We start from the raw sequence: 17,354 nt of genomic DNA, 5'->3' as shown, positions 1-17,354 counted from the left end.
TTGCGTGTAGATCCGAACAGTTTAGAACTGACAGAAAGAGTTGTGCACATTAACCGTGTTGCAAAAGTTGTAAAAGGCGGACGCCGTTTCAGCTTTAGCGCACTTGTTGTTGTGGGCGACGGCAACGGCTATGTCGGTGCAGGTATCGGTAAAGCCGGCGAAGTTCCGGATGCCATCCGTAAAGGCATTGAAGACGCCAAGAAAAACCTGATCCACATTCCAATCGTAGGAACTTCGATTCCTCACTTGGTTACTGGGCATTTCGGCGCAGGACGCGTTCTGCTGAAACCAGCATCCGAAGGTACCGGCGTTATCGCTGGTGGTCCAGTTCGTGCGGTACTTGAATTGGCAGGCGTTGGCGACATCTTGACAAAATCTTTGGGTTCTTCGAATTCCATGAACATGGTCAATGCTACTTTAGAGGGACTTTCCCGTCTGAAACGCATTGAAGAGGTCGCGAAGCTTCGCGGCAAATCTGTCGAAGAATTACGCGGTTAAGGAGGGGAACGTCAATGGCAAAGTTGCAAATTACCCTCGTACGCAGTGTGATCGGACGTCCAGAAACACAACGTGTTACTGTTAAGACGCTCGGCCTGCGCAAAACCAACTCGTCCGTGGTTCACAATGATACTCCTGCAATTCGCGGGATGATCAACAAAGTGAGTCACTTGCTATCCGTTACTGAAATTGAAGGCTAATTGCCTCGCATAAATTAACAAACATAAGGAGGTGCAAACGATGAAGTTACATGAACTTGCTCCAGCTCCTGGTTCACGCAAAGAACGCAACCGCGTTGGTCGTGGTCCAAGTAGCGGGAACGGTAAAACTTCGGGCCGCGGTCACAAAGGTCAAAACTCCCGTTCCGGCGGTGGTGTGCGTCCAGGCTTCGAGGGTGGACAAAATCCACTCTATCGTCGTCTGCCTAAACGTGGTTTCATCAATCCTACCCGTAAAGAGTACGCGATTGTGAACCTGGAAGATCTGAATAGCTTTGCTGAAGGAACAGAAGTGACTCCACAACTGTTGCTTGAAACTGGTGTTGTCAGCAACACTAAGAGCGGCATTAAGATTCTCGGCAATGGCGAACTGGCTGTTAAATTGACTGTACAAGCAAATAAGTTCTCTCAATCTGCGGTAGAGAAAATCGAAGCTGCCGGCGGTAAAACCGAGGTGATCTAATGTTCAAGACGCTTAAGAATATATGGCATGTTGAAGATTTGCGCAAAAAGATCCTGTTTACCCTGTTCGTTCTGATCATTTACCGCATCGGTTCGTTTGTACCGGTTCCCGGTGTGAACAAAGAAGTACTGGAATCAACAAATCAGGGCGGAGACGCTTTGATGGGTCTTTTGAACACCTTCTCGGGCGGAGCGCTCAAAAACTTCTCGATTTTTGCGATCAGTATTTACCCGTACATTACAGCATCCATCATAGTGCAATTGCTCTCGATGGATGTTATCCCTAAGTTTGCCGAATGGGCTAAGCAAGGGGAGCACGGGAAAAAACAACTGGCGCAAATTACGCGTTACGGCACGGTAGTGCTAGGTTTGATTCAAGCGTTTGCCACATCTATCGGGTTTAACCGGATTTATGGCACTGAGATGATTCCAAATGCAACCTTTGCGGATTACCTGCTCATTGCGATCATACTGACGGCGGGTACATCGTTCCTGATGTGGTTAGGTGAGCAGATCACTGAAAAGGGTATAGGAAACGGGATTTCCATCCTAATTTTTGCGGGAATCGTCGCCGCCTTTCCGGGATATATCACAACTACGGCTCAATCAAGCTTTATTCAGCCGGATCAGATGTTCCTGAATATTCTTAAAGTCGTTATTGTACTGATTGTGGTTGTTGCGATTATTGTCGGGGTTATCTTTGTTCAACAAGGTATCCGTAAGATTCCTGTACAATATGCCAAACGCGTAGTCGGTAACAAAATGTACGGTGGACAGAATACGCACATTCCGCTTAAAATTAATGCGGCTGGTGTAATTCCGGTTATCTTCGCCGTTTCACTGCTTCAATTCCCGATCGTTATCGCAAGTATCTGGCCACATCTCGCTTGGGCCAAATGGGTTTCTCAAAATCTGGATCATACGAAGCCGCTCGGCATGGTTCTTTATGTAATCATGATCATTGGATTTACGTTCTTCTATACGTTTGTCCAGATGAATCCGCAGCAAATGGCTGATAATATGAAAAAGAATGGCGGATACATTCCGGGGATTCGTCCAGGCAAGGCTACAGAGAAATATTTGACTAGAGTAATGTCGCGTCTGACTATGTCCGGTGCGTTGTTCCTATCCCTCATTTCTGTGCTGCCAGTATTGTTTGGTTCACTGTCCGGTCTGCCGAAGCAAGTACAGATCGGCGGTACTGCTCTCTTGATCGTAATCGGTGTGGCATTGGATACTATGAAGCAGATCGAGAGCCAATTGATCAAACGCCATTACAAAGGCTTCATCAATAAATAGGCGATAGGTTCCGGTGAAGTACCTAGGGTTTTAAACTTCCCGGTACCTATTGTGCTGTTTCTTGCTTGGTGGCGAACTTTTGGGGGGAGAAGAGAATCGTGAACATTTTATTCATGGGCCCTCCTGGGGCAGGCAAGGGAACACAAGCCGCTGTAGTAGTGAAGGAACTTGGTATTCCGCATATTTCGACTGGAGATGCTTTCCGCTTGGCGATCAAGCAGGGAACTCCAATCGGGCTGAAAGCTAAATCTTACACGGAGCAAGGCTTGCTTGTACCTGATGATGTGACTATTGGAATCGTTGAAGAACGGCTGCAGCAGTCCGATTGCGAAAAAGGTTTTTTATTGGATGGCTTTCCAAGAACCCTTTCGCAAGCGGAAGCGCTGGGTGAAATCCTTAGCCGCCTCGGCACTTCATTAGATCACGTAATCAACTTGAATGTGGACCGCGGACTGCTCATGGCGCGCCTTACAGGACGCCGGATCTGCAGTACTTGCGGAACATCCTACCATTTAATTTTCAACCCGCCGAAGCAAGATGGCATCTGCGACATTGATGGCGGTGAATTGTATCAGCGTCCGGATGACAACGAAGAGAGTGTAGGCAAGCGTCTGGATGAGTATGATAACAAAACAGCGCCGCTGCTTGCATTTTATGACGATAAAGGTCTTTTGCGTCAGGTAAACGGAGAAAACGAAATCAATGTCGTTTCTTCCGAAATCGTGTCTTTATTGCGGGGTTAATGTAATGATCATTTGTAAATCCGAACAGGAACTTGCCTTTATGAGGGAAGCTGGACGAATTGTTGCCGAGAGTCACCGCCGTATTGCTGAGGCTATTGAGCCTGGTATTACAACTGGAGAGCTCGACAGAATCGCCGATCAATACATCCGCAGTCAAGGTGCTGTGCCGTCTTTCAAAGGTTACAACGGTTTTCCTGCCAGCATTTGCGCTTCAGTCAACGAACAATTGGTGCATGGATTTCCAGGTAAACGCAAACTGGTAGAAGGCGATATTGTTACGCTGGATATCGGTGCAGAGTACCGCGGTTATCACGGTGATTCCGCCTGGACCTACGGGGTGGGCAGCATTTCTGAAGAGGCTCAGCGTCTGCTGGACGTCACGGAAGGCTCCTTGTACGCAGGACTGGCGTTAGTCAAACCGGATGTGCGCTTGTTTACAATCTCCCATGCAATCCAGCAGTACATCGAGGACGCCGGCTTCTCCGTTGTCCGCGAGTATGTTGGTCATGGCATTGGGGCAGAACTGCATGAAGAACCGCAAATTCCGAACTATGGCATAGCGGACCGCGGACCACGTCTGAAGCCGGGTATGGTACTCGCGATTGAGCCGATGGTTAACGCCGGGGACAGATATGTCAGAACGCTGGAAGATAACTGGACGGTCGTTACGGTAGACGGTTCACTATGCGCTCACTTTGAGCATACAGTAGCAGTTACACCGGACGGCATGGAGATTTTCACAAAACTGAATGCGTAGGTGATCTTCACGTGAATACTGGGAGCAGCCCGCAGATTGGTCAAATCGTGAGAATTCTCAAAGGCAAGGATGCCGGAGAGGCTGCCGTTGTTATCGCAGTTGTTGATAGCAGATTTGTATATATTGCTGACGGGGACAAACGCAAGTTTGATAGTCCAAAGAAGAAGAATATTCAGCACTTGGAGCTCATACCCTTCATCAGCAGTGAGATTGTAGATAGTTTGGAAGAAACCGGCCGGGTAACCAACGGAAAGCTGCGGTTCGCAGTGATGAAGTATGGGGAACCAGCTGGAAAAAGTGCTAATGAGAAAGGAGACTAACTGTGGCTAAGGAAGATGTCATTGAGGTAGAAGGAACGGTCATTGAGCCGTTGCCTAACGCAACGTTTAAGGTTGAGCTTGAGAACGGTCATCAAATACTTGCCCATGTGTCCGGGAAATTGCGGATGCACTTTATCCGTATCCTAACCGGAGACAAAGTGGTCGTGCAGTTATCGCCTTATGATTTATCAAAAGGCCGTATAACTTACCGTAAATAGATGGGAACTACAACAAAAGTTTTGCTTCGCAAAACTTTGAGGAGGTAATTAACATGAAGGTAAGACCTTCTGTAAAGCCCATTTGCGAAAAATGCAAAGTCATCCGCCGCAAAGGGACTGTTATGGTAATTTGCGAAAATCCGAAACACAAACAAAAACAAGGTTAAGAAGGGGGTGTAGCGTAAAATGGCTCGTATAGCTGGAGTGGATTTGCCACGTGATAAGCGCGTTGAGATCGCCTTGACTTATATTTTCGGAATCGGTAAAACGACTTCCCAGAAAATTCTTAATGAAACAGGCATTGACGTTAACACACGTGTCCGTGATTTGACGGAAGATGAAGTCAGCAAACTGCGTGAAACGATCGACAAGCAGGTTAAGGTTGAAGGTGACCTTCGTCGTGAAATTTCCTTGAATATTAAGCGTCTTACTGAGATCGGCTGTTACCGCGGTGTTCGTCACCGTCGTGGATTGCCTGTTCGCGGTCAACGTACCAAAACCAATGCTCGTACCCGTAAAGGCCCGCGTCGTACGGTAGCAAACAAAAAGAAATAAGAAGAGGTGATAAGAGACAATGGCTAAACCGAAAAAAGTCGTACGTACGAAACGTCGCGACCGGAAAAATATCGAGTCTGGCGTGGCACATATCCGTTCCACGTTCAATAACACTATCGTTACGATCACGGACCCTCACGGAAATGCAATTTCCTGGGCAAGCTCCGGCGGTCAAGGATTCAAAGGTTCCCGTAAATCGACTCCATTTGCAGCGCAAATGGCAGCCGAATCTGCCGCTAAAGCAGCTATGGAACACGGCATGAAGTCCGTTGAAGTTATGGTTAAAGGACCGGGCGCGGGCCGCGAAGCAGCCATCCGTTCCCTTCAGGCCGCTGGCCTTGAAGTAAACCTCATTAAAGACGTTACTCCGGTTCCTCACAATGGATGCCGTCCGCCGAAGCGTCGCCGCGTTTAGTAAAATCAGAATTGTGATTGTGGTATAATTCTGACGCATCTGCTAATAATAGGTGTTTAGGCATACTACATGATACACCTGATGGGGTGACTGTTTCATATAGGAGCGACGTTTGAAGGAGGGGTACACTCGTGATAGAAATCGAAAAGCCGAAGATTGAGACCGTAGAAGCCAATGATGATGGAACCTATGGGAAATTCGTAATTGAACCGCTGGAACGTGGATATGGCACGACTCTGGGGAATTCGCTTCGCCGGATCTTGCTTTCCTCCCTTCCGGGAGCCGCAGTGACTTCGGTCCAAATTGACGGCGTTCTGCATGAGTTCTCGACCGTTCCCGGCGTAATGGAAGATGTGACGGAAATCATCCTGAACCTTAAAGCTCTGTCTCTGAAGATTCATTCGGATGAAGAGAAAGTGTTCGAGATTGATGCTGAAGGAGAAGGCATCGTTACCGCAGGTGATATTCGTGCGGATAGCGATGTTGAGATCCTGAACCCGGATCTTCATATTGCAACGCTGGGACCTGGAGCGAGACTACACATGCGCATTTTTGCAGGCCGTGGTCGCGGCTACGTCCAAGCGGACCGGAACAAACGCGACGATCAGCCAATCGGGGTTATTCCAGTTGACTCCATCTACACTCCTATTTCCCGCGTGAATTATGGTATTGATAATACCCGTGTTGGTCAAGTGACTAACTACGACAAATTGACGCTTGAAATTTGGACGGATGGCAGCATCAGACCGGAAGAAGCCGTTAGTCTTGGAGCCAAAATTTTGAACGAGCACCTCGTTCTGTTCGTAGGTCTTACGGACGAAGCGAAAGACGCCGAAATTATGGTTGAAAAAGAAGAAGACAAAAAAGAAAAAGTACTCGAGATGACCATTGAAGAGCTTGATCTTTCTGTCCGTTCCTACAACTGCCTCAAACGTGCCGGTATTAATACCGTGCAAGAGCTGACTACGAAAACTGAAGAAGATATGATGAAGGTCCGTAACCTGGGCCGCAAATCTTTGGAAGAAGTTCAAGAGAAGCTTGAGGAGCTCGGTTTGGGTCTTCGTACAGAAGAATAGTTACAGGGTTTCTTGAGACTTGAGTGAAGGAGGGAAAACAAATGGCATACCAAAAATTGGGCCGTGATTCCAGCGCGCGCAAAGCACTATTCCGCGATATGGTAACGGATCTGTTCCTATACGAACGCATCCAGACTACAGAAGCCAAGGCGAAGGAAGTTCGTTCCATCGCTGAGAAACTGATCACAAAAGCGAAAAAGGGCGATCTTCATGCTCGCCGTCAAGTAGCAGCATTTGTTCGTCGTGAGACTGTAGACGGTGAACAAGATGCAATCCAAAAATTGTTCTCTGATATTGCTCCTCGTTACACAGAGCGTCCAGGCGGATACACTCGTATCCTGAAGCTGGGACCTCGCCGTGGCGATGCTGCGCCTATGGTTTATCTTGAACTGGTAGACCGCGCGTAGTTTCACAAGCATGATTTCCGGATGTACGCATTACGTATTTAACGTTATTGTACTGCAGGGCATTCTTGACCCTGCCGTGCAAATAACCGCGGGAATCACCTTGTATAGAGTAGAAGGAGCTCCCGCCGGGGCTCTTTTTTTATGACACAGAAAAACCTATGGACTAACAGGAGAATGAAATGCGCAATCTATTGATGAAAGTCAATTATGACGGTACCCACTATGATGGCTTTCAGACCCAGCCTCAGGGCAATACGATTCAGGACAAGCTGGAGCATGCTATTCTTCATCTGACCGGTGAGACGCTCAAGATAACGGGCTCAGGACGGACAGATGCGGGTGTGCACGCTTATGGCCAACCTTTTAATTTCATAACCTCTTCCCAGATCCCGCTGGAACGCTGGTGTCTGGCTCTGAACGCCAGGCTTCCGCAGGATATCGTGGTTACCGAGGCCTGGGAGGTTCCGCTCTCATTCCACTCGCGTAGAGGAGCGAAGCGTAAAACCTACCGGTACACGATTAACGGCAACCGGTTCCCGGACCCGTTCCAGCGGCGTTGGCAGCATCATCATCCGGTGAAGCTGGACATTCAGTCGATGGAGCAGGGACTGGCAGGGCTGCTGGGTACTCATGATTACACTTCGTTCGCATCAAGGAAGTCTACCAAGACATCGCATGTGCGGACAATATTTGAAGCGTATCTTGAAGTGGACCGCAGCATGTGCCGGCCGGGATCATCCGATCAGGGAGTTATTCATACGTATATTACAGGCAGTGGATTTCTACAGCATATGGTACGCATTATTATGGGTACGCTGATGCAAGTGGGGGAAGGTAAAATCAGCGCGGACATAGTCCCTGCAATTCTTGCGGCATGTGACCGTGCGGCTGCCGGACCTACGGCCGTTTCGAAAGGTCTGGCACTGTGGAGTGTAGAATATGACGAGAATGAGATTTAAACGACATGCACACTATTTTTTTCTGAAAAATAGAGCTTGAAAAGTTAAAAATCACTTGCACTTGTCATGTTTATACTGTAATATAAAAGTTGTGTTTTCTTGATGGCTATCCCACAGCCCCGATCAAGGAAATGCCAACAAACAAGTTTTTCTTAACTCACATAATTGTAATCCAATGAGAAACAAGATATACGAGACAGATGATTTTCGTACGAGAACAAGGAGGAAACATTCATGCGTACCACCTATATGGCGAAGCCAAACGAAGTTGAACGCAATTGGCACATCATTGATGCCGAAGGCAAAACACTTGGTCGTTTGGCAAGCGAAGCCGCTGCTCTGATCCGTGGCAAACACAAACCGCAATTCACTCCACATGTTGATACTGGAGATTTCGTAATTGTTATCAACGCTGAGAAGATTCACCTGACCGGTAAGAAAATGCAAAACAAGAAATACTACCGTCACTCGATGCACCCAGGCGGCTTGAAGGTTACTGTTGCAGAAGACCTGATCAAGACCAAACCTGAGCGTATGATTGAATTCGCAGTTCATGGCATGATTCCTAAGACTCGTCAAGGGGACCACATGAAGCTGAGACTCAAAGTATATGCAGGCGCTGAACATCCACATGCAGCACAAAAACCTGAAGTTTACGAACTTCGCGGATAAGAATAGAGGAGGACAGTTTCATGGCACAAGTACAATACTATGGGACAGGTCGTCGTAAACATTCGGTAGCACGTGTTCGCCTTGTACCGGGTGAAGGACGCATTGTCATTAACAAACGCGAGATGGACGAATATTTCGGTGTTGAAACACTGAAGATGATCGTAAGACAACCTTTGAACCTGACTGAAACACTTGGCAACTACGATGTAATCGTTCTTGCACATGGTGGCGGCATTTCCGGTCAAGCTGGCGCAATCCGTCACGGGATCTCCCGTGCATTGCTCAAAGTTGACCCTGAATATCGCGGTGCGCTGAAGAAAGCAGGCTTCCTGACTCGTGACCCACGTATGAAGGAACGTAAGAAATACGGCCTCAAAGCCGCTCGTCGTGCTCCACAGTTCTCGAAACGTTAAGATCTGTCCCTTGTTATCAAGGAACTCAAGCTCCTGGCCTTTATGGCCGGGAGCTTTTTTACGTTTCATTAACATACAAATATTAATTCCCCGCATACTTTATTCCAAAATGAACAAAACCCATTGACTTCGCCACTGAAACGGATATACTATACCATATAGAATTAGTCGGGATTAATCTCTCTGAGGATTCGATCTTGGCTATACCCGGATGGAGGAAGATTAGATGAATCTGCTTGAGAAAGAGGATTTAATCAAAGTTAAAGCTGAAGAATTGGAGAATGCCACTCCTGAAGAGATTATCCGCTGGGCGGTAGAGACTTTTCCTAACATAACCTTTGCCTGCAGCTTTGGTGCCGAGGATGTAGTGCTGGTGGATATGATCCAGAAGGTAAGCCCGTCGACAGATGTGTTCTATCTCGATACCGATTATCACTTCAAGGAAACCTATGAGACAAGAGATGTTATGGCCGACAAGTACGGAATGGAGTTCGTCCGTGTATCGCCGCAGATTACAGTAGAAGAGCAGGCACTGCAATATGGTGAGGCGCTTTGGAACACTGACCCGAATCAATGCTGCGCCATCCGTAAGGTTGAGCCGCTCACGCGTATTCTTTCGCAATACGACGCTTGGATTACCGGAATCCGCCGTGACCAGGCGCCAACCCGCGCCAACTCTAAAAAGGTGGAGTATGATAACAAATTTGGCCTTGTAAAGTTTAATCCGATTGCAAGCTGGACCACAGAGGATGTATGGAATTATATCCGCGAGAATGATGTAGTCTATAACCCGCTTCATGACCGTAACTTCCCTAGTATTGGCTGTGAGCAATGCACCCGGGCAGTTATGCCTGGTGAAGATCCGCGTGCCGGAAGATGGTCCGGATCAGACAAAACAGAATGTGGATTGCATAAATAACACACTAGCATTGCACACAGGAGGAGAGAACAAGGATGACTTCAATACTTCCTCATGGAGGAGCGCTGGTTCAGCGTATAGCACAGGGTACGGAGAGAGAACAACTGCTGCAGCAGGCCTCAGCCAATAAATCAATTTCTCTCAATACATGGACTTTATCTGATTTGGATTTGATTGGTGTAGGTGCATTTTCGCCGCTCACTGGCTTCTTGAATGAAGCGGACTACCATTCTGTGGTCACAAGCATGCGTCTGGCAGATGGAACCGTATGGAGCATTCCTATCACACTCGCTGTAGATGACAAGCAGGCGGCATCCCTTACAGTGGGTGACAGGGTATCACTGATTAGTGAAGAAGACGGTGTAGTCTACGGACTGCTTGATATTGAGAGTATTTATGTAGTGGATCAGCAGCTTGAAGCGCAGAATGTGTTCAAGACAACCGATCCTGAGCATCCTGGCGTAAGCAAACTGCTCGCCCGTCCGGCAACTTATGTAGGCGGTCCTATAACTGTACTGAACCGGCCGCAGCCTGAGAAATTCGGTGAGTTCTATTTCGACCCCGCCGAGACCCGTCAGATCTTCGCGGACAAAGGCTGGAGAACCGTTGTGGGCTTCCAGACACGCAATCCGGTACACCGCGCTCATGAGTACATTCAGAAGTGTGCTATGGAGGTTGTAGACGCTCTTTTCCTGAATCCTCTTGTGGGTGAAACCAAGTCTGACGATGTGCCGGCCAATGTGCGGATGAAGAGTTATCTTGCGCTCCTGGAGAATTATTATCCGGAGAACCGCACATTCCTGGGCGTATTCCCGGCGGCAATGCGTTATGCCGGACCGCGTGAAGCGATATTCCATGCGATGGTGCGCAAGAATTACGGCTGCACACATTTTATTGTCGGCCGTGATCATGCCGGTGTGGGTGACTACTACGGCACTTACGAAGCGCAGGAGATCTTCGCGAACTTTACCGCCGAGGAACTTGGCATTACACCATTATTCTTCGAGCACAGCTTCTTCTGTCTGAAATGCGGCAATATGGCTTCCAGCAAAACCTGCCCGCATCCGGGTGATCAGCATTTGACGCTTTCCGGAACCAAGGTACGGGCACTTCTTCGCGACGGACAATGTCCGCCTCCAGAATTCACGCGCCCCGAAGTGGCGCAGATTCTGATTGAAGGCATGTCTCCGGAAGTTTCGGTCCAAGCTTAAACAGCCAGTACTATTTGGCCCTCTTGTCCCATATAGATGAGTAGAATCTATCGGGACGAGGGGGTCTTTGTTATGTCTGGCCGACAACAGCATAAAGTCTCGGTCTGGATCTCTTGGAGCAGCATCAAAAAAAGCATCCTTGGCGCTGCATTACTCGCTGTGATGATCGGTATCATTGCTTATGATATGCCGACTGCCAAGACGATCAATTATTGGAGTCTGCCGCTCTCCGGCAAGGTAATTGCCATTGATGCAGGCCACGGGGGGCCGGATGGCGGCGCAGTGAGCCGGGAGGGGCTGATTGAGAAGGATATCAACTTATCGGTGTCCCTCTATTTACGCGATTATCTTCAGCAGGCGGGAGCTATTGTGGTGATGACCCGGGAAGGGGATTATGATCTGGCCCAGGACAGCACCAAGGGGTATGCCAGACGCAAGACGGAGGATCTGAAGCAGCGGGTCAGAAGTATCGAGGAGAAAGGCGCCGATCTGTTTGTCAGCGTACATATGAACAGTATTCCTTCGAACCGCTGGAGCGGAGCCCAGACCTTCTATTATCCAAGCAATGAGGGCAACAAGGCGTTGGCCGGATCGGTACAGGATGAGCTGAAGGCTACCCTTGAGAATACAGACCGTGTGGCCAAGACTGCGAATACCATTTATTTGTTAAAAGTATTAAAGATGCCGGCTGTCTTAGTTGAGGTAGGATTCCTATCCCATCCTGAGGAATCCGTTCTGCTTGGAGACGATGTGTATCAACGGAAGGTGGCAACCAGTATCTACCGGGGGATCTTGCGGTATACCTCTGAGCAGCCATAGGGTGGGACTACTCTTCCGCCGGAGGGTAATGCTATAATAGACGAAAATACCGGAGCTTACCCATCCGGTAAGGAACAGAGGTGCTTTCCATGCTGACTAGGGAACAAATTCAGGAACTTTTGCAGCCGCTCACAGACCCGGAATCCGGAAAAAGCCTTGTCGAATTACAGCTGATCCGCGATATCATGATTAAAGAAGACCGGATCTCGCTATCTGTCGTGTGTCTTGACTCCGAGGAGAAGCAGCGTATGGAGCTGGAGCAGCAGGTTCGCGATCTGCTTACTGCGGGCGGAGCAGATAATATTCATATCCGTCTGCGTGATGCCACCGATTATGAACGAGCTATACTCCGTGGAGAGAGTGCAGAAGACGAGCAGGAATCAGAACAAGGCGAGAAGCTGAAAGGCCACGCAGCGGGCCTTGAGGGGCATGAGCTGATCAACGAGAATTCGGGTGTGAACTTCATCGCGATCGCCAGCGGCAAGGGCGGAGTGGGAAAGTCAACGGTGACAGTGAACCTGGCCGTAGCACTAGCCAGAAAAGGCAAAAAGGTCGGTCTGATCGATGCTGACATTTACGGCTTCAGTATCCCTGACATGATGGGGATTGAAGAAGGACCAGTCGTGGAAGAAGGTACGATTATTCCGGTGGAACGATTCGGAGTGAAGGTCATGTCGATGGGCTTCTTCATCCGTGAGAATAGTCCGGTCATCTGGAGAGGGCCCATGCTTGGCAAAATGCTGCGCCAGTTCTTCAGCGATGTAGGCTGGGGTGAACTGGATTACCTGCTGCTGGACCTGCCTCCGGGAACGGGCGATGTGGCGCTTGACGTGCATCAGATGCTGCCGCACAGTAAGGAGATTATTGTAACCACCCCTCATGCAACGGCGGCCTTTGTGGCAGCAAGAGCGGGCTCTATGGCTCTGCAGACCGATCATGAGATTCTTGGGGTCATCGAGAATATGGCGTATTATGAATGTTCCTCCTGCGGCAAGAAGGATTATATCTTCGGACGCGGGGGAGGTGCCCGCCTGGCCGAAACACTGCATACAGAGCTGCTGGCCCAGGTGCCGCTGGGTGCACCTGATAACCATATCTCTGAGCCTGATTTCTCACCATCGGTGTACAAGGCGGATACGCCAACTGCAGGATTGTTTGCAGAAGTTGCAGATAAGCTGATCGCCAAGTACGAACATTAAGCTCTGCGTAATTTGTTTGCACACAAAAAGGCCTGTCCTATATGGGACATGGCCTTTTTTGAAAATAATGTATGTTATTTTAGGAGCCGGAATCATCTCCGCCTTCCTGCTTCTGACTGTCGCCCCCGCTTTCCTGTTCCTCTCCGCCCCCGCCGCCTTTTTCGGCATCCTTTTTCTGTACCTTAGGCTGCAGCTCTTCCTGTACTACAGTTTTGAGCAGATCGAGCACTTCCATACGGAAGAGCGGATTCTGCATGGCCTCCTGCATAATGGTCATGGATTGCTTGCGGTAATCGGAAGTCTTAGTAAGGTCGAGGAACATTTTCATCATTTCAGGCGATTTCATAATTTCTTCGACAGACTTTTGATAAGTGGGGTCCTTAATTAATTGAAGATGCAATTCCTTGCTCTGCGTATTAATCGCTTTGGCGAACTCCCCGGCAAACTGCGGGTCCGTCATGATTTTTTCGATTTCCTTCTGGTACTCAGGAGCTGTGATGGTGTCTTTAACCGCGATCCGGATCTGCTCGGTTGTTTGCATCGGCATCATTTTCATGCTCAGCCCGCTTGTGCTGCCTTCACCCGAGCTGGGGGTAGAAAGGGCCTCCTCAACTGCCTTTTTCCCCTCATCGCTTTTCAATATATCTACAACCATCGTCTTCATTTCCTTATATCCGCCCTGTCCGGAAGAAGAACTGCTGCTCTGTTCGCCTCCGCAGGCCGTTAAGGCCATAACCAAGCCGAGTGCCAAGCCTCCAGACCACAAAGTCCTCCATTTCATTGGCGCTGCCCTCCTTTATAGAGTTACTGACTGTAGTATGCCGCGGGGGCACACATTTATGTTGGAGTGTAATGGTTTTTTGACGGTAACCTTGGTAAAATAAATCTGACACAGGGAGGTGGAAGCGCTGAACTTAAGAAAATGGTTTTATTTATTCTGGACCACGCTTTTGATCGGAGCAGGAGGAGCCGTGATTGCCGGTCTTGCCCTGCAGATAGTCAATGGCGGAATCGATTTCAAGAGCACCGCCGACCTTTTACTTTACTCCCTGATCCTTTTTGGCTACGGAGTGCTCGTCAGTGTATATGCACAGCTTGGGTTCTTCGCTTATCTGATTCTTAATTACATGGGCACCGGCGTGTTCCCGCGCAAGGCATGGCGGTACATACAACTGGTGCTAGCAGTGCTTGCGCTGCTTGAACTGGTTTTCCTGCGTACATTTTTGAGCGGGGACCGGAGTGTTGCATCCGACCTGATTCTGGGTCTCGGGATTCTGCTTACCGCAATTATTGTTTCCTGGTTCAAAATGCGGGGTACCAACGCTTCGGCCTGGATTCCAACCTTTTTCTTTATGACCGCCATCACCATTGTTGAGATTATCGGTGTACTCCGGATTGGCGTAGATAGCGCCACCATTTTTATTCTGGTGCCGCTGGTCGCTTGCAATGCGTTCCAGATTTTGATGCTGCACCGGATTTTGAAACCAGCCTCAATTTAAATGTCCATAAACCAAAACCCCGCTTCCCTGAATACACTCAGGGTGGCGGGGTTTTGGCATTGCTTATACGGAACGGTTAGAATCAAGTTGATGAGGTTAATCTTAAAGAATAGAGTGGAGGAGGGAATATATGAACATCAAGCGTTATATGATAAAAGACACAAGTGAAACACGCCTGAAAGACCTCGATCCGGACGAACGCGGCGAATTCAAATCTAAAGAAGAAGCGGAAGCCAAAATGGAGAAGCTGAAGAAACGGCTGGCAGAGCTCCAGGATATCCTTTTTGCACAAAAGAAGCATTCCCTGCTCGTTATTCTTCAAGGAATGGATTCCAGCGGGAAGGACGGAACCGTTAAGCATATTTTCTCCGGTATTAACCCGCAAGGCTTCATCGTTACCAGCTTCAAGAAGCCCTCTCTGGAGGAGGAAGCTCACGATTTCCTGTGGAGAGTCCATATGAAGACACCGCCCAATGGCTATATTGCTGCGTTTAACCGTTCGCATTATGAGGATGTGCTGGTACCGCGTGTGCATGGCAGTCTGAAGAAAGAGGATGCCAAGCGGCGTTTCCGCTACATCCGCCAGTTTGAAGAAATGCTGGCGGAAGAGGGGACAACGGTAATCAAGCTCTTTTTGCACATCTCCAAGGAGAAGCAGCTGGAGAAGATCCAGGAGCGGCTTGATGATCCGGCGAAACATTGGAAGTTCGACGCCAGCGATCTGCAGGAACGCGAATTCTGGGATGATTATCAACAAGCCTATGAAGATGTTTTTGAGGAAACCGGTATAGAGAAAGCTCCATGGTACTGGATTCCGGCGAATCACCGCTGGTACCGCAATTATCTGGCGCTGGCCATTGTGGTGAAAACGCTGGAGGGGCTTGACCTGAGCTACCCGAAACTAAATACACCTACTCCGGATATTTCCAAGCTCATTTCTCCGCGCCACTAATTCATAGCACATAACCTATAGCGGCGCGTTTAGAACTGGTCTATAGTTACATCCCGGCAGCGTCTTCTAACCCATTATCCAGCCAAGCGGAGTCGCGGACTTCCTTGCCTTCGGCACTGCTTTGGCTAATTAGTTCAGAGACTGTAACGAATTCATATCCTTGGCTGCGCAGTTTATCAATAATTTGCGGCAATGCTTCATGAGTCTGCTTACAGGAGTCGCTGGCATGCAGCAATACGATATCTCCGGGATGGGCCTTGCTCGTCACACGGTTCACGATATTATCCACACCGATGTTCTTCCAGTCCAGCGAATCTGTATCCCATTGAATTACCTTATACCCAAGATCAGAGGCAACCTGCAGCACTCTTTTGTCAAAATCGCCGTTAGGCATTCTGATGAGGTTGGGCTGTGTACCTGTTAACTCGGTCAAGACCGTATGGGCTGTAGTAATTTGCGTACGGATTTCTTCATTGCTCAGTGTACTGTAGTTCACATGCTTGTGGCCGTGGCTGCCAATCTCGTATCCGGCGTCTTTGATGCTGGTGACAATCTCTGGATGGGTCTTACTCCAAGGGGAGGATAGAAAGAAGGTAGCCTTATCCACCTTTTTGTCTTCCAGCACCTTCAGGATCGGTTCCGGTCTCTTCTCCCCCCAGCTAATATCAAAGGTTAAGGCAATCAGCTTCTTTTCCGTCGGCACGCTGTAAATGGCGGAAGGGGCTGCTTCAGAGAAAACAGTAATATTACCCCTTTCGACATAGACGACACCGGCGGTAAGAAGCGCAGCAGCAAAGATATAAATGAACCGTTTTATCTTTTTGCCGCTGAATACATAAAAAGAATTCATAATGTCAGCGCTCCTCTCCCATGCGAAATGCTTGTTTGTTCTAAATGTATGCTCGTACAGGGCGCTTATGACCGCAGATATAAAACCTGCAGCAAATGCTTCTAAAGCGCGATATCATATCAGGAGGTACACATGTTATCTTTTAATACGTTTATCAAAGATCTGGGAACGATCCGCAAAGCGCTGCTGACAGCAGCCTTGTTATTCATAGCCGGCGGAGTAATTGGCTGGATCGGTACGGGAAGTCTGCAGCAGCTGCTGAATGAGCAATTGAAAGGAATCAGCGAAATCAGCGGGAACCTTAGAGAATCCTCTAATCCGCAATGGAGCTTTTTTGTATTTATCTTTCTGAACAACAGCATCAAAAGTGTAGTCATTATATTTCTAGGGGCACTGTTTGGAATATTGCCGGTGTTCTTCCTGCTGATTAACGGTGCGGTCATTGGTTATCTGATTCATCTGTCCGCAATACAGGGACAGGACCTGTTCACCCTGATTGTAAAAGGATTGCTGCCGCACGGGATTATCGAAATTCCGGCAATCATTATTGCCTGTGCCTTTGGTCTGAAATTCGGAGGCAAAGCGTTGTCTGCCCTATTTCGGGCAGGAAAGAGGAATGAGAGGGAAGGGGACCATTGGCCGGCGTTCATGAGGCAGACTTTTACCGCTTCGGTATGGATTGTTATTCTGCTGTTCGTTGCCGCAATCATTGAGAGTACAATTACATTTTCACTTTTATCATAAAATTTATGGGAATTGAGCATAACATTAAAAGCCAAATAAATTGGTCCCATAGTCGGAATTTGGATATAACGAGACCATAATGGAATTTTTTATAATTATGGTTATAGATCCTATGCTCCGGTTAATCTAGTGTAAGCAGTACAATTGGA

General features: G+C 48.5%; 25 protein-coding genes. 23 read left to right on the top strand and 2 right to left on the bottom strand.

The window, feature by feature from the left end; all coding sequences use genetic code 11:
- From rpsE to R50912_RS29490, 20 genes are all read left to right on the top strand, one after another.
- Positions 1-498, top strand: a complete 498-nt coding sequence (gene rpsE / locus R50912_RS29585) for a 30S ribosomal protein S5 (RefSeq protein WP_036652980.1) — start codon at positions 1-3, stop codon at positions 496-498.
- A 14-nt stretch (positions 499-512) separates the two neighbouring features.
- Complete coding sequence (rpmD, locus tag R50912_RS29580; RefSeq protein WP_019908243.1) at positions 513-698, top strand: 50S ribosomal protein L30; 186 nt, start codon at positions 513-515, stop codon at positions 696-698.
- 40 nt (positions 699-738) lie between these two features.
- Positions 739-1,179 carry a 50S ribosomal protein L15 gene (rplO, locus tag R50912_RS29575; RefSeq protein ID WP_039298666.1) on the top strand — a complete coding sequence of 147 codons (441 nt, stop codon included), beginning with the start codon at positions 739-741 and terminating at the stop codon, positions 1,177-1,179.
- Positions 1,179-2,477, top strand: coding sequence for a preprotein translocase subunit SecY (secY, locus tag R50912_RS29570; RefSeq protein ID WP_039298668.1), 1,299 nt, complete (start codon positions 1,179-1,181; stop codon positions 2,475-2,477). Before rplO ends, secY begins: the two co-directional genes overlap by 1 nt.
- 98 nt (positions 2,478-2,575) lie before the next feature.
- Entirely contained in the window at positions 2,576-3,220 is a 645-nt protein-coding gene (locus R50912_RS29565) for an adenylate kinase (RefSeq protein WP_042140132.1), read from the top strand.
- Between the two features lie 4 nt (positions 3,221-3,224).
- Complete coding sequence (gene map / locus R50912_RS29560) at positions 3,225-3,977, top strand: type I methionyl aminopeptidase (protein WP_042239978.1); 753 nt, start codon at positions 3,225-3,227, stop codon at positions 3,975-3,977.
- Between the two features lie 11 nt (positions 3,978-3,988).
- A complete protein-coding gene (locus R50912_RS29555; RefSeq protein WP_039298678.1) occupies positions 3,989-4,297 on the top strand; it encodes a KOW domain-containing RNA-binding protein in 309 nt (102 codons plus the stop codon).
- Between the two features lie 2 nt (positions 4,298-4,299).
- The gene (gene infA, locus R50912_RS29550) at positions 4,300-4,515 is read left to right on the top strand and encodes a translation initiation factor IF-1 (RefSeq protein ID WP_018753971.1); all 216 of its coding nucleotides are present in this window, start codon (positions 4,300-4,302) and stop codon (positions 4,513-4,515) included.
- A gap of 53 nt (positions 4,516-4,568) precedes the next feature.
- Positions 4,569-4,682: a 50S ribosomal protein L36 gene (rpmJ, locus tag R50912_RS29545; RefSeq protein WP_003322638.1), complete on the top strand. Its 114-nt coding sequence runs from the start codon at positions 4,569-4,571 to the stop codon at positions 4,680-4,682.
- Between the two features lie 19 nt (positions 4,683-4,701).
- Positions 4,702-5,070 carry a 30S ribosomal protein S13 gene (rpsM, locus tag R50912_RS29540; RefSeq protein WP_025706577.1) on the top strand — a complete coding sequence of 123 codons (369 nt, stop codon included), beginning with the start codon at positions 4,702-4,704 and terminating at the stop codon, positions 5,068-5,070.
- A gap of 19 nt (positions 5,071-5,089) precedes the next feature.
- Complete coding sequence (rpsK, locus tag R50912_RS29535; protein WP_019908251.1) at positions 5,090-5,485, top strand: 30S ribosomal protein S11; 396 nt, start codon at positions 5,090-5,092, stop codon at positions 5,483-5,485.
- 131 nt (positions 5,486-5,616) lie between these two features.
- The gene (locus R50912_RS29530) at positions 5,617-6,561 is read left to right on the top strand and encodes a DNA-directed RNA polymerase subunit alpha (protein WP_039298711.1); all 945 of its coding nucleotides are present in this window, start codon (positions 5,617-5,619) and stop codon (positions 6,559-6,561) included.
- Between the two features lie 41 nt (positions 6,562-6,602).
- Positions 6,603-6,968 (top strand): 50S ribosomal protein L17, encoded by a 366-nt coding sequence (gene rplQ / locus R50912_RS29525; RefSeq protein WP_019908254.1) that lies wholly within the window; start codon positions 6,603-6,605, stop codon positions 6,966-6,968.
- A gap of 179 nt (positions 6,969-7,147) precedes the next feature.
- Positions 7,148-7,927 (top strand): tRNA pseudouridine(38-40) synthase TruA, encoded by a 780-nt coding sequence (truA, locus tag R50912_RS29520; protein ID WP_042239973.1) that lies wholly within the window; start codon positions 7,148-7,150, stop codon positions 7,925-7,927.
- Positions 7,928-8,161: 234 nt separating this feature from the next.
- Positions 8,162-8,599 carry a 50S ribosomal protein L13 gene (gene rplM / locus R50912_RS29515; RefSeq protein WP_042140128.1) on the top strand — a complete coding sequence of 146 codons (438 nt, stop codon included), beginning with the start codon at positions 8,162-8,164 and terminating at the stop codon, positions 8,597-8,599.
- 20 nt (positions 8,600-8,619) lie between these two features.
- A complete protein-coding gene (rpsI, locus tag R50912_RS29510) occupies positions 8,620-9,012 on the top strand; it encodes a 30S ribosomal protein S9 (RefSeq protein ID WP_042140127.1) in 393 nt (130 codons plus the stop codon).
- Positions 9,013-9,238: 226 nt separating this feature from the next.
- A complete protein-coding gene (locus tag R50912_RS29505; protein ID WP_042239971.1) occupies positions 9,239-9,931 on the top strand; it encodes a phosphoadenylyl-sulfate reductase in 693 nt (230 codons plus the stop codon).
- Positions 9,932-9,966: 35 nt separating this feature from the next.
- Positions 9,967-11,142 carry a sulfate adenylyltransferase gene (gene sat / locus R50912_RS29500; protein ID WP_042239969.1) on the top strand — a complete coding sequence of 392 codons (1,176 nt, stop codon included), beginning with the start codon at positions 9,967-9,969 and terminating at the stop codon, positions 11,140-11,142.
- Between the two features lie 72 nt (positions 11,143-11,214).
- Positions 11,215-11,961, top strand: coding sequence for an N-acetylmuramoyl-L-alanine amidase CwlD (gene cwlD / locus R50912_RS29495; RefSeq protein WP_042239966.1), 747 nt, complete (start codon positions 11,215-11,217; stop codon positions 11,959-11,961).
- 89 nt (positions 11,962-12,050) lie between these two features.
- Complete coding sequence (locus R50912_RS29490; RefSeq protein WP_042239963.1) at positions 12,051-13,160, top strand: Mrp/NBP35 family ATP-binding protein; 1,110 nt, start codon at positions 12,051-12,053, stop codon at positions 13,158-13,160.
- 79 nt (positions 13,161-13,239) lie between these two features.
- Here the strand turns inward: R50912_RS29490 and gerD are convergent, their stop codons facing one another.
- Positions 13,240-13,941, bottom strand: a complete 702-nt coding sequence (gerD, locus tag R50912_RS29485; protein WP_042239960.1) for a spore germination lipoprotein GerD — start codon at positions 13,939-13,941, stop codon at positions 13,240-13,242.
- 127 nt (positions 13,942-14,068) lie between these two features.
- On the opposite strand from gerD, the gene R50912_RS29480 reads away from it, so the two are divergent.
- Both R50912_RS29480 and R50912_RS29475 read left to right on the top strand, forming a co-directional pair.
- Positions 14,069-14,659: a KinB-signaling pathway activation protein gene (locus tag R50912_RS29480; protein WP_042243600.1), complete on the top strand. Its 591-nt coding sequence runs from the start codon at positions 14,069-14,071 to the stop codon at positions 14,657-14,659.
- Between the two features lie 130 nt (positions 14,660-14,789).
- Positions 14,790-15,611, top strand: a complete 822-nt coding sequence (locus tag R50912_RS29475; protein WP_042239957.1) for a PPK2 family polyphosphate kinase — start codon at positions 14,790-14,792, stop codon at positions 15,609-15,611.
- 46 nt (positions 15,612-15,657) lie between these two features.
- Here the strand turns inward: R50912_RS29475 and pdaB are convergent, their stop codons facing one another.
- Entirely contained in the window at positions 15,658-16,461 is an 804-nt protein-coding gene (gene pdaB, locus R50912_RS29470) for a polysaccharide deacetylase family sporulation protein PdaB (RefSeq protein WP_042239954.1), read from the bottom strand.
- Positions 16,462-16,593: 132 nt separating this feature from the next.
- Between pdaB and R50912_RS29465 the strand changes: the two genes are divergently transcribed.
- Positions 16,594-17,205: a stage II sporulation protein M gene (locus tag R50912_RS29465; RefSeq protein ID WP_042239951.1), complete on the top strand. Its 612-nt coding sequence runs from the start codon at positions 16,594-16,596 to the stop codon at positions 17,203-17,205.
- Positions 17,206-17,354 lie beyond the last annotated feature (149 nt).

Origin of the sequence: Paenibacillus sp. FSL R5-0912, assembly GCF_000758605.1 — a bacterium.
Classification (GTDB): Bacteria; Bacillota; Bacilli; order Paenibacillales; family Paenibacillaceae; genus Paenibacillus_AQ.
Note: the sequence above shows the minus strand (reverse complement) of the source record. Positions and strands in the feature narration are given on the sequence as shown.

Excerpts from the sequence above, each read along its gene's own strand:
- cwlD (WP_042239966.1), top strand. The coding sequence starts at position 11,215 with ATGTCTGGCCGACAACAGCATAAAGTCTCGGTCTGGATCTCTTGGAGC.
- truA (WP_042239973.1), top strand. The coding sequence starts at position 7,148 with ATGCGCAATCTATTGATGAAAGTCAATTATGACGGTACCCACTATGAT.
- pdaB (WP_042239954.1), bottom strand. The coding sequence starts at position 16,461 with ATGAATTCTTTTTATGTATTCAGCGGCAAAAAGATAAAACGGTTCATT.
- rpmD (WP_019908243.1), top strand. The coding sequence starts at position 513 with ATGGCAAAGTTGCAAATTACCCTCGTACGCAGTGTGATCGGACGTCCA.
- R50912_RS29490 (WP_042239963.1), top strand. The coding sequence starts at position 12,051 with ATGCTGACTAGGGAACAAATTCAGGAACTTTTGCAGCCGCTCACAGAC.
- map (WP_042239978.1), top strand. The coding sequence starts at position 3,225 with ATGATCATTTGTAAATCCGAACAGGAACTTGCCTTTATGAGGGAAGCT.
- secY (WP_039298668.1), top strand. The coding sequence starts at position 1,179 with ATGTTCAAGACGCTTAAGAATATATGGCATGTTGAAGATTTGCGCAAA.
- gerD (WP_042239960.1), bottom strand. The coding sequence starts at position 13,941 with ATGAAATGGAGGACTTTGTGGTCTGGAGGCTTGGCACTCGGCTTGGTT.
- R50912_RS29475 (WP_042239957.1), top strand. The coding sequence starts at position 14,790 with ATGAACATCAAGCGTTATATGATAAAAGACACAAGTGAAACACGCCTG.
- rplM (WP_042140128.1), top strand. The coding sequence starts at position 8,162 with ATGCGTACCACCTATATGGCGAAGCCAAACGAAGTTGAACGCAATTGG.
- sat (WP_042239969.1), top strand. The coding sequence starts at position 9,967 with ATGACTTCAATACTTCCTCATGGAGGAGCGCTGGTTCAGCGTATAGCA.
- rpsM (WP_025706577.1), top strand. The coding sequence starts at position 4,702 with ATGGCTCGTATAGCTGGAGTGGATTTGCCACGTGATAAGCGCGTTGAG.
- rpmJ (WP_003322638.1), top strand. The coding sequence starts at position 4,569 with ATGAAGGTAAGACCTTCTGTAAAGCCCATTTGCGAAAAATGCAAAGTC.
- rpsI (WP_042140127.1), top strand. The coding sequence starts at position 8,620 with ATGGCACAAGTACAATACTATGGGACAGGTCGTCGTAAACATTCGGTA.
- R50912_RS29465 (WP_042239951.1), top strand. The coding sequence starts at position 16,594 with ATGTTATCTTTTAATACGTTTATCAAAGATCTGGGAACGATCCGCAAA.
- rplQ (WP_019908254.1), top strand. The coding sequence starts at position 6,603 with ATGGCATACCAAAAATTGGGCCGTGATTCCAGCGCGCGCAAAGCACTA.
- R50912_RS29505 (WP_042239971.1), top strand. The coding sequence starts at position 9,239 with ATGAATCTGCTTGAGAAAGAGGATTTAATCAAAGTTAAAGCTGAAGAA.
- rplO (WP_039298666.1), top strand. The coding sequence starts at position 739 with ATGAAGTTACATGAACTTGCTCCAGCTCCTGGTTCACGCAAAGAACGC.
- rpsK (WP_019908251.1), top strand. The coding sequence starts at position 5,090 with ATGGCTAAACCGAAAAAAGTCGTACGTACGAAACGTCGCGACCGGAAA.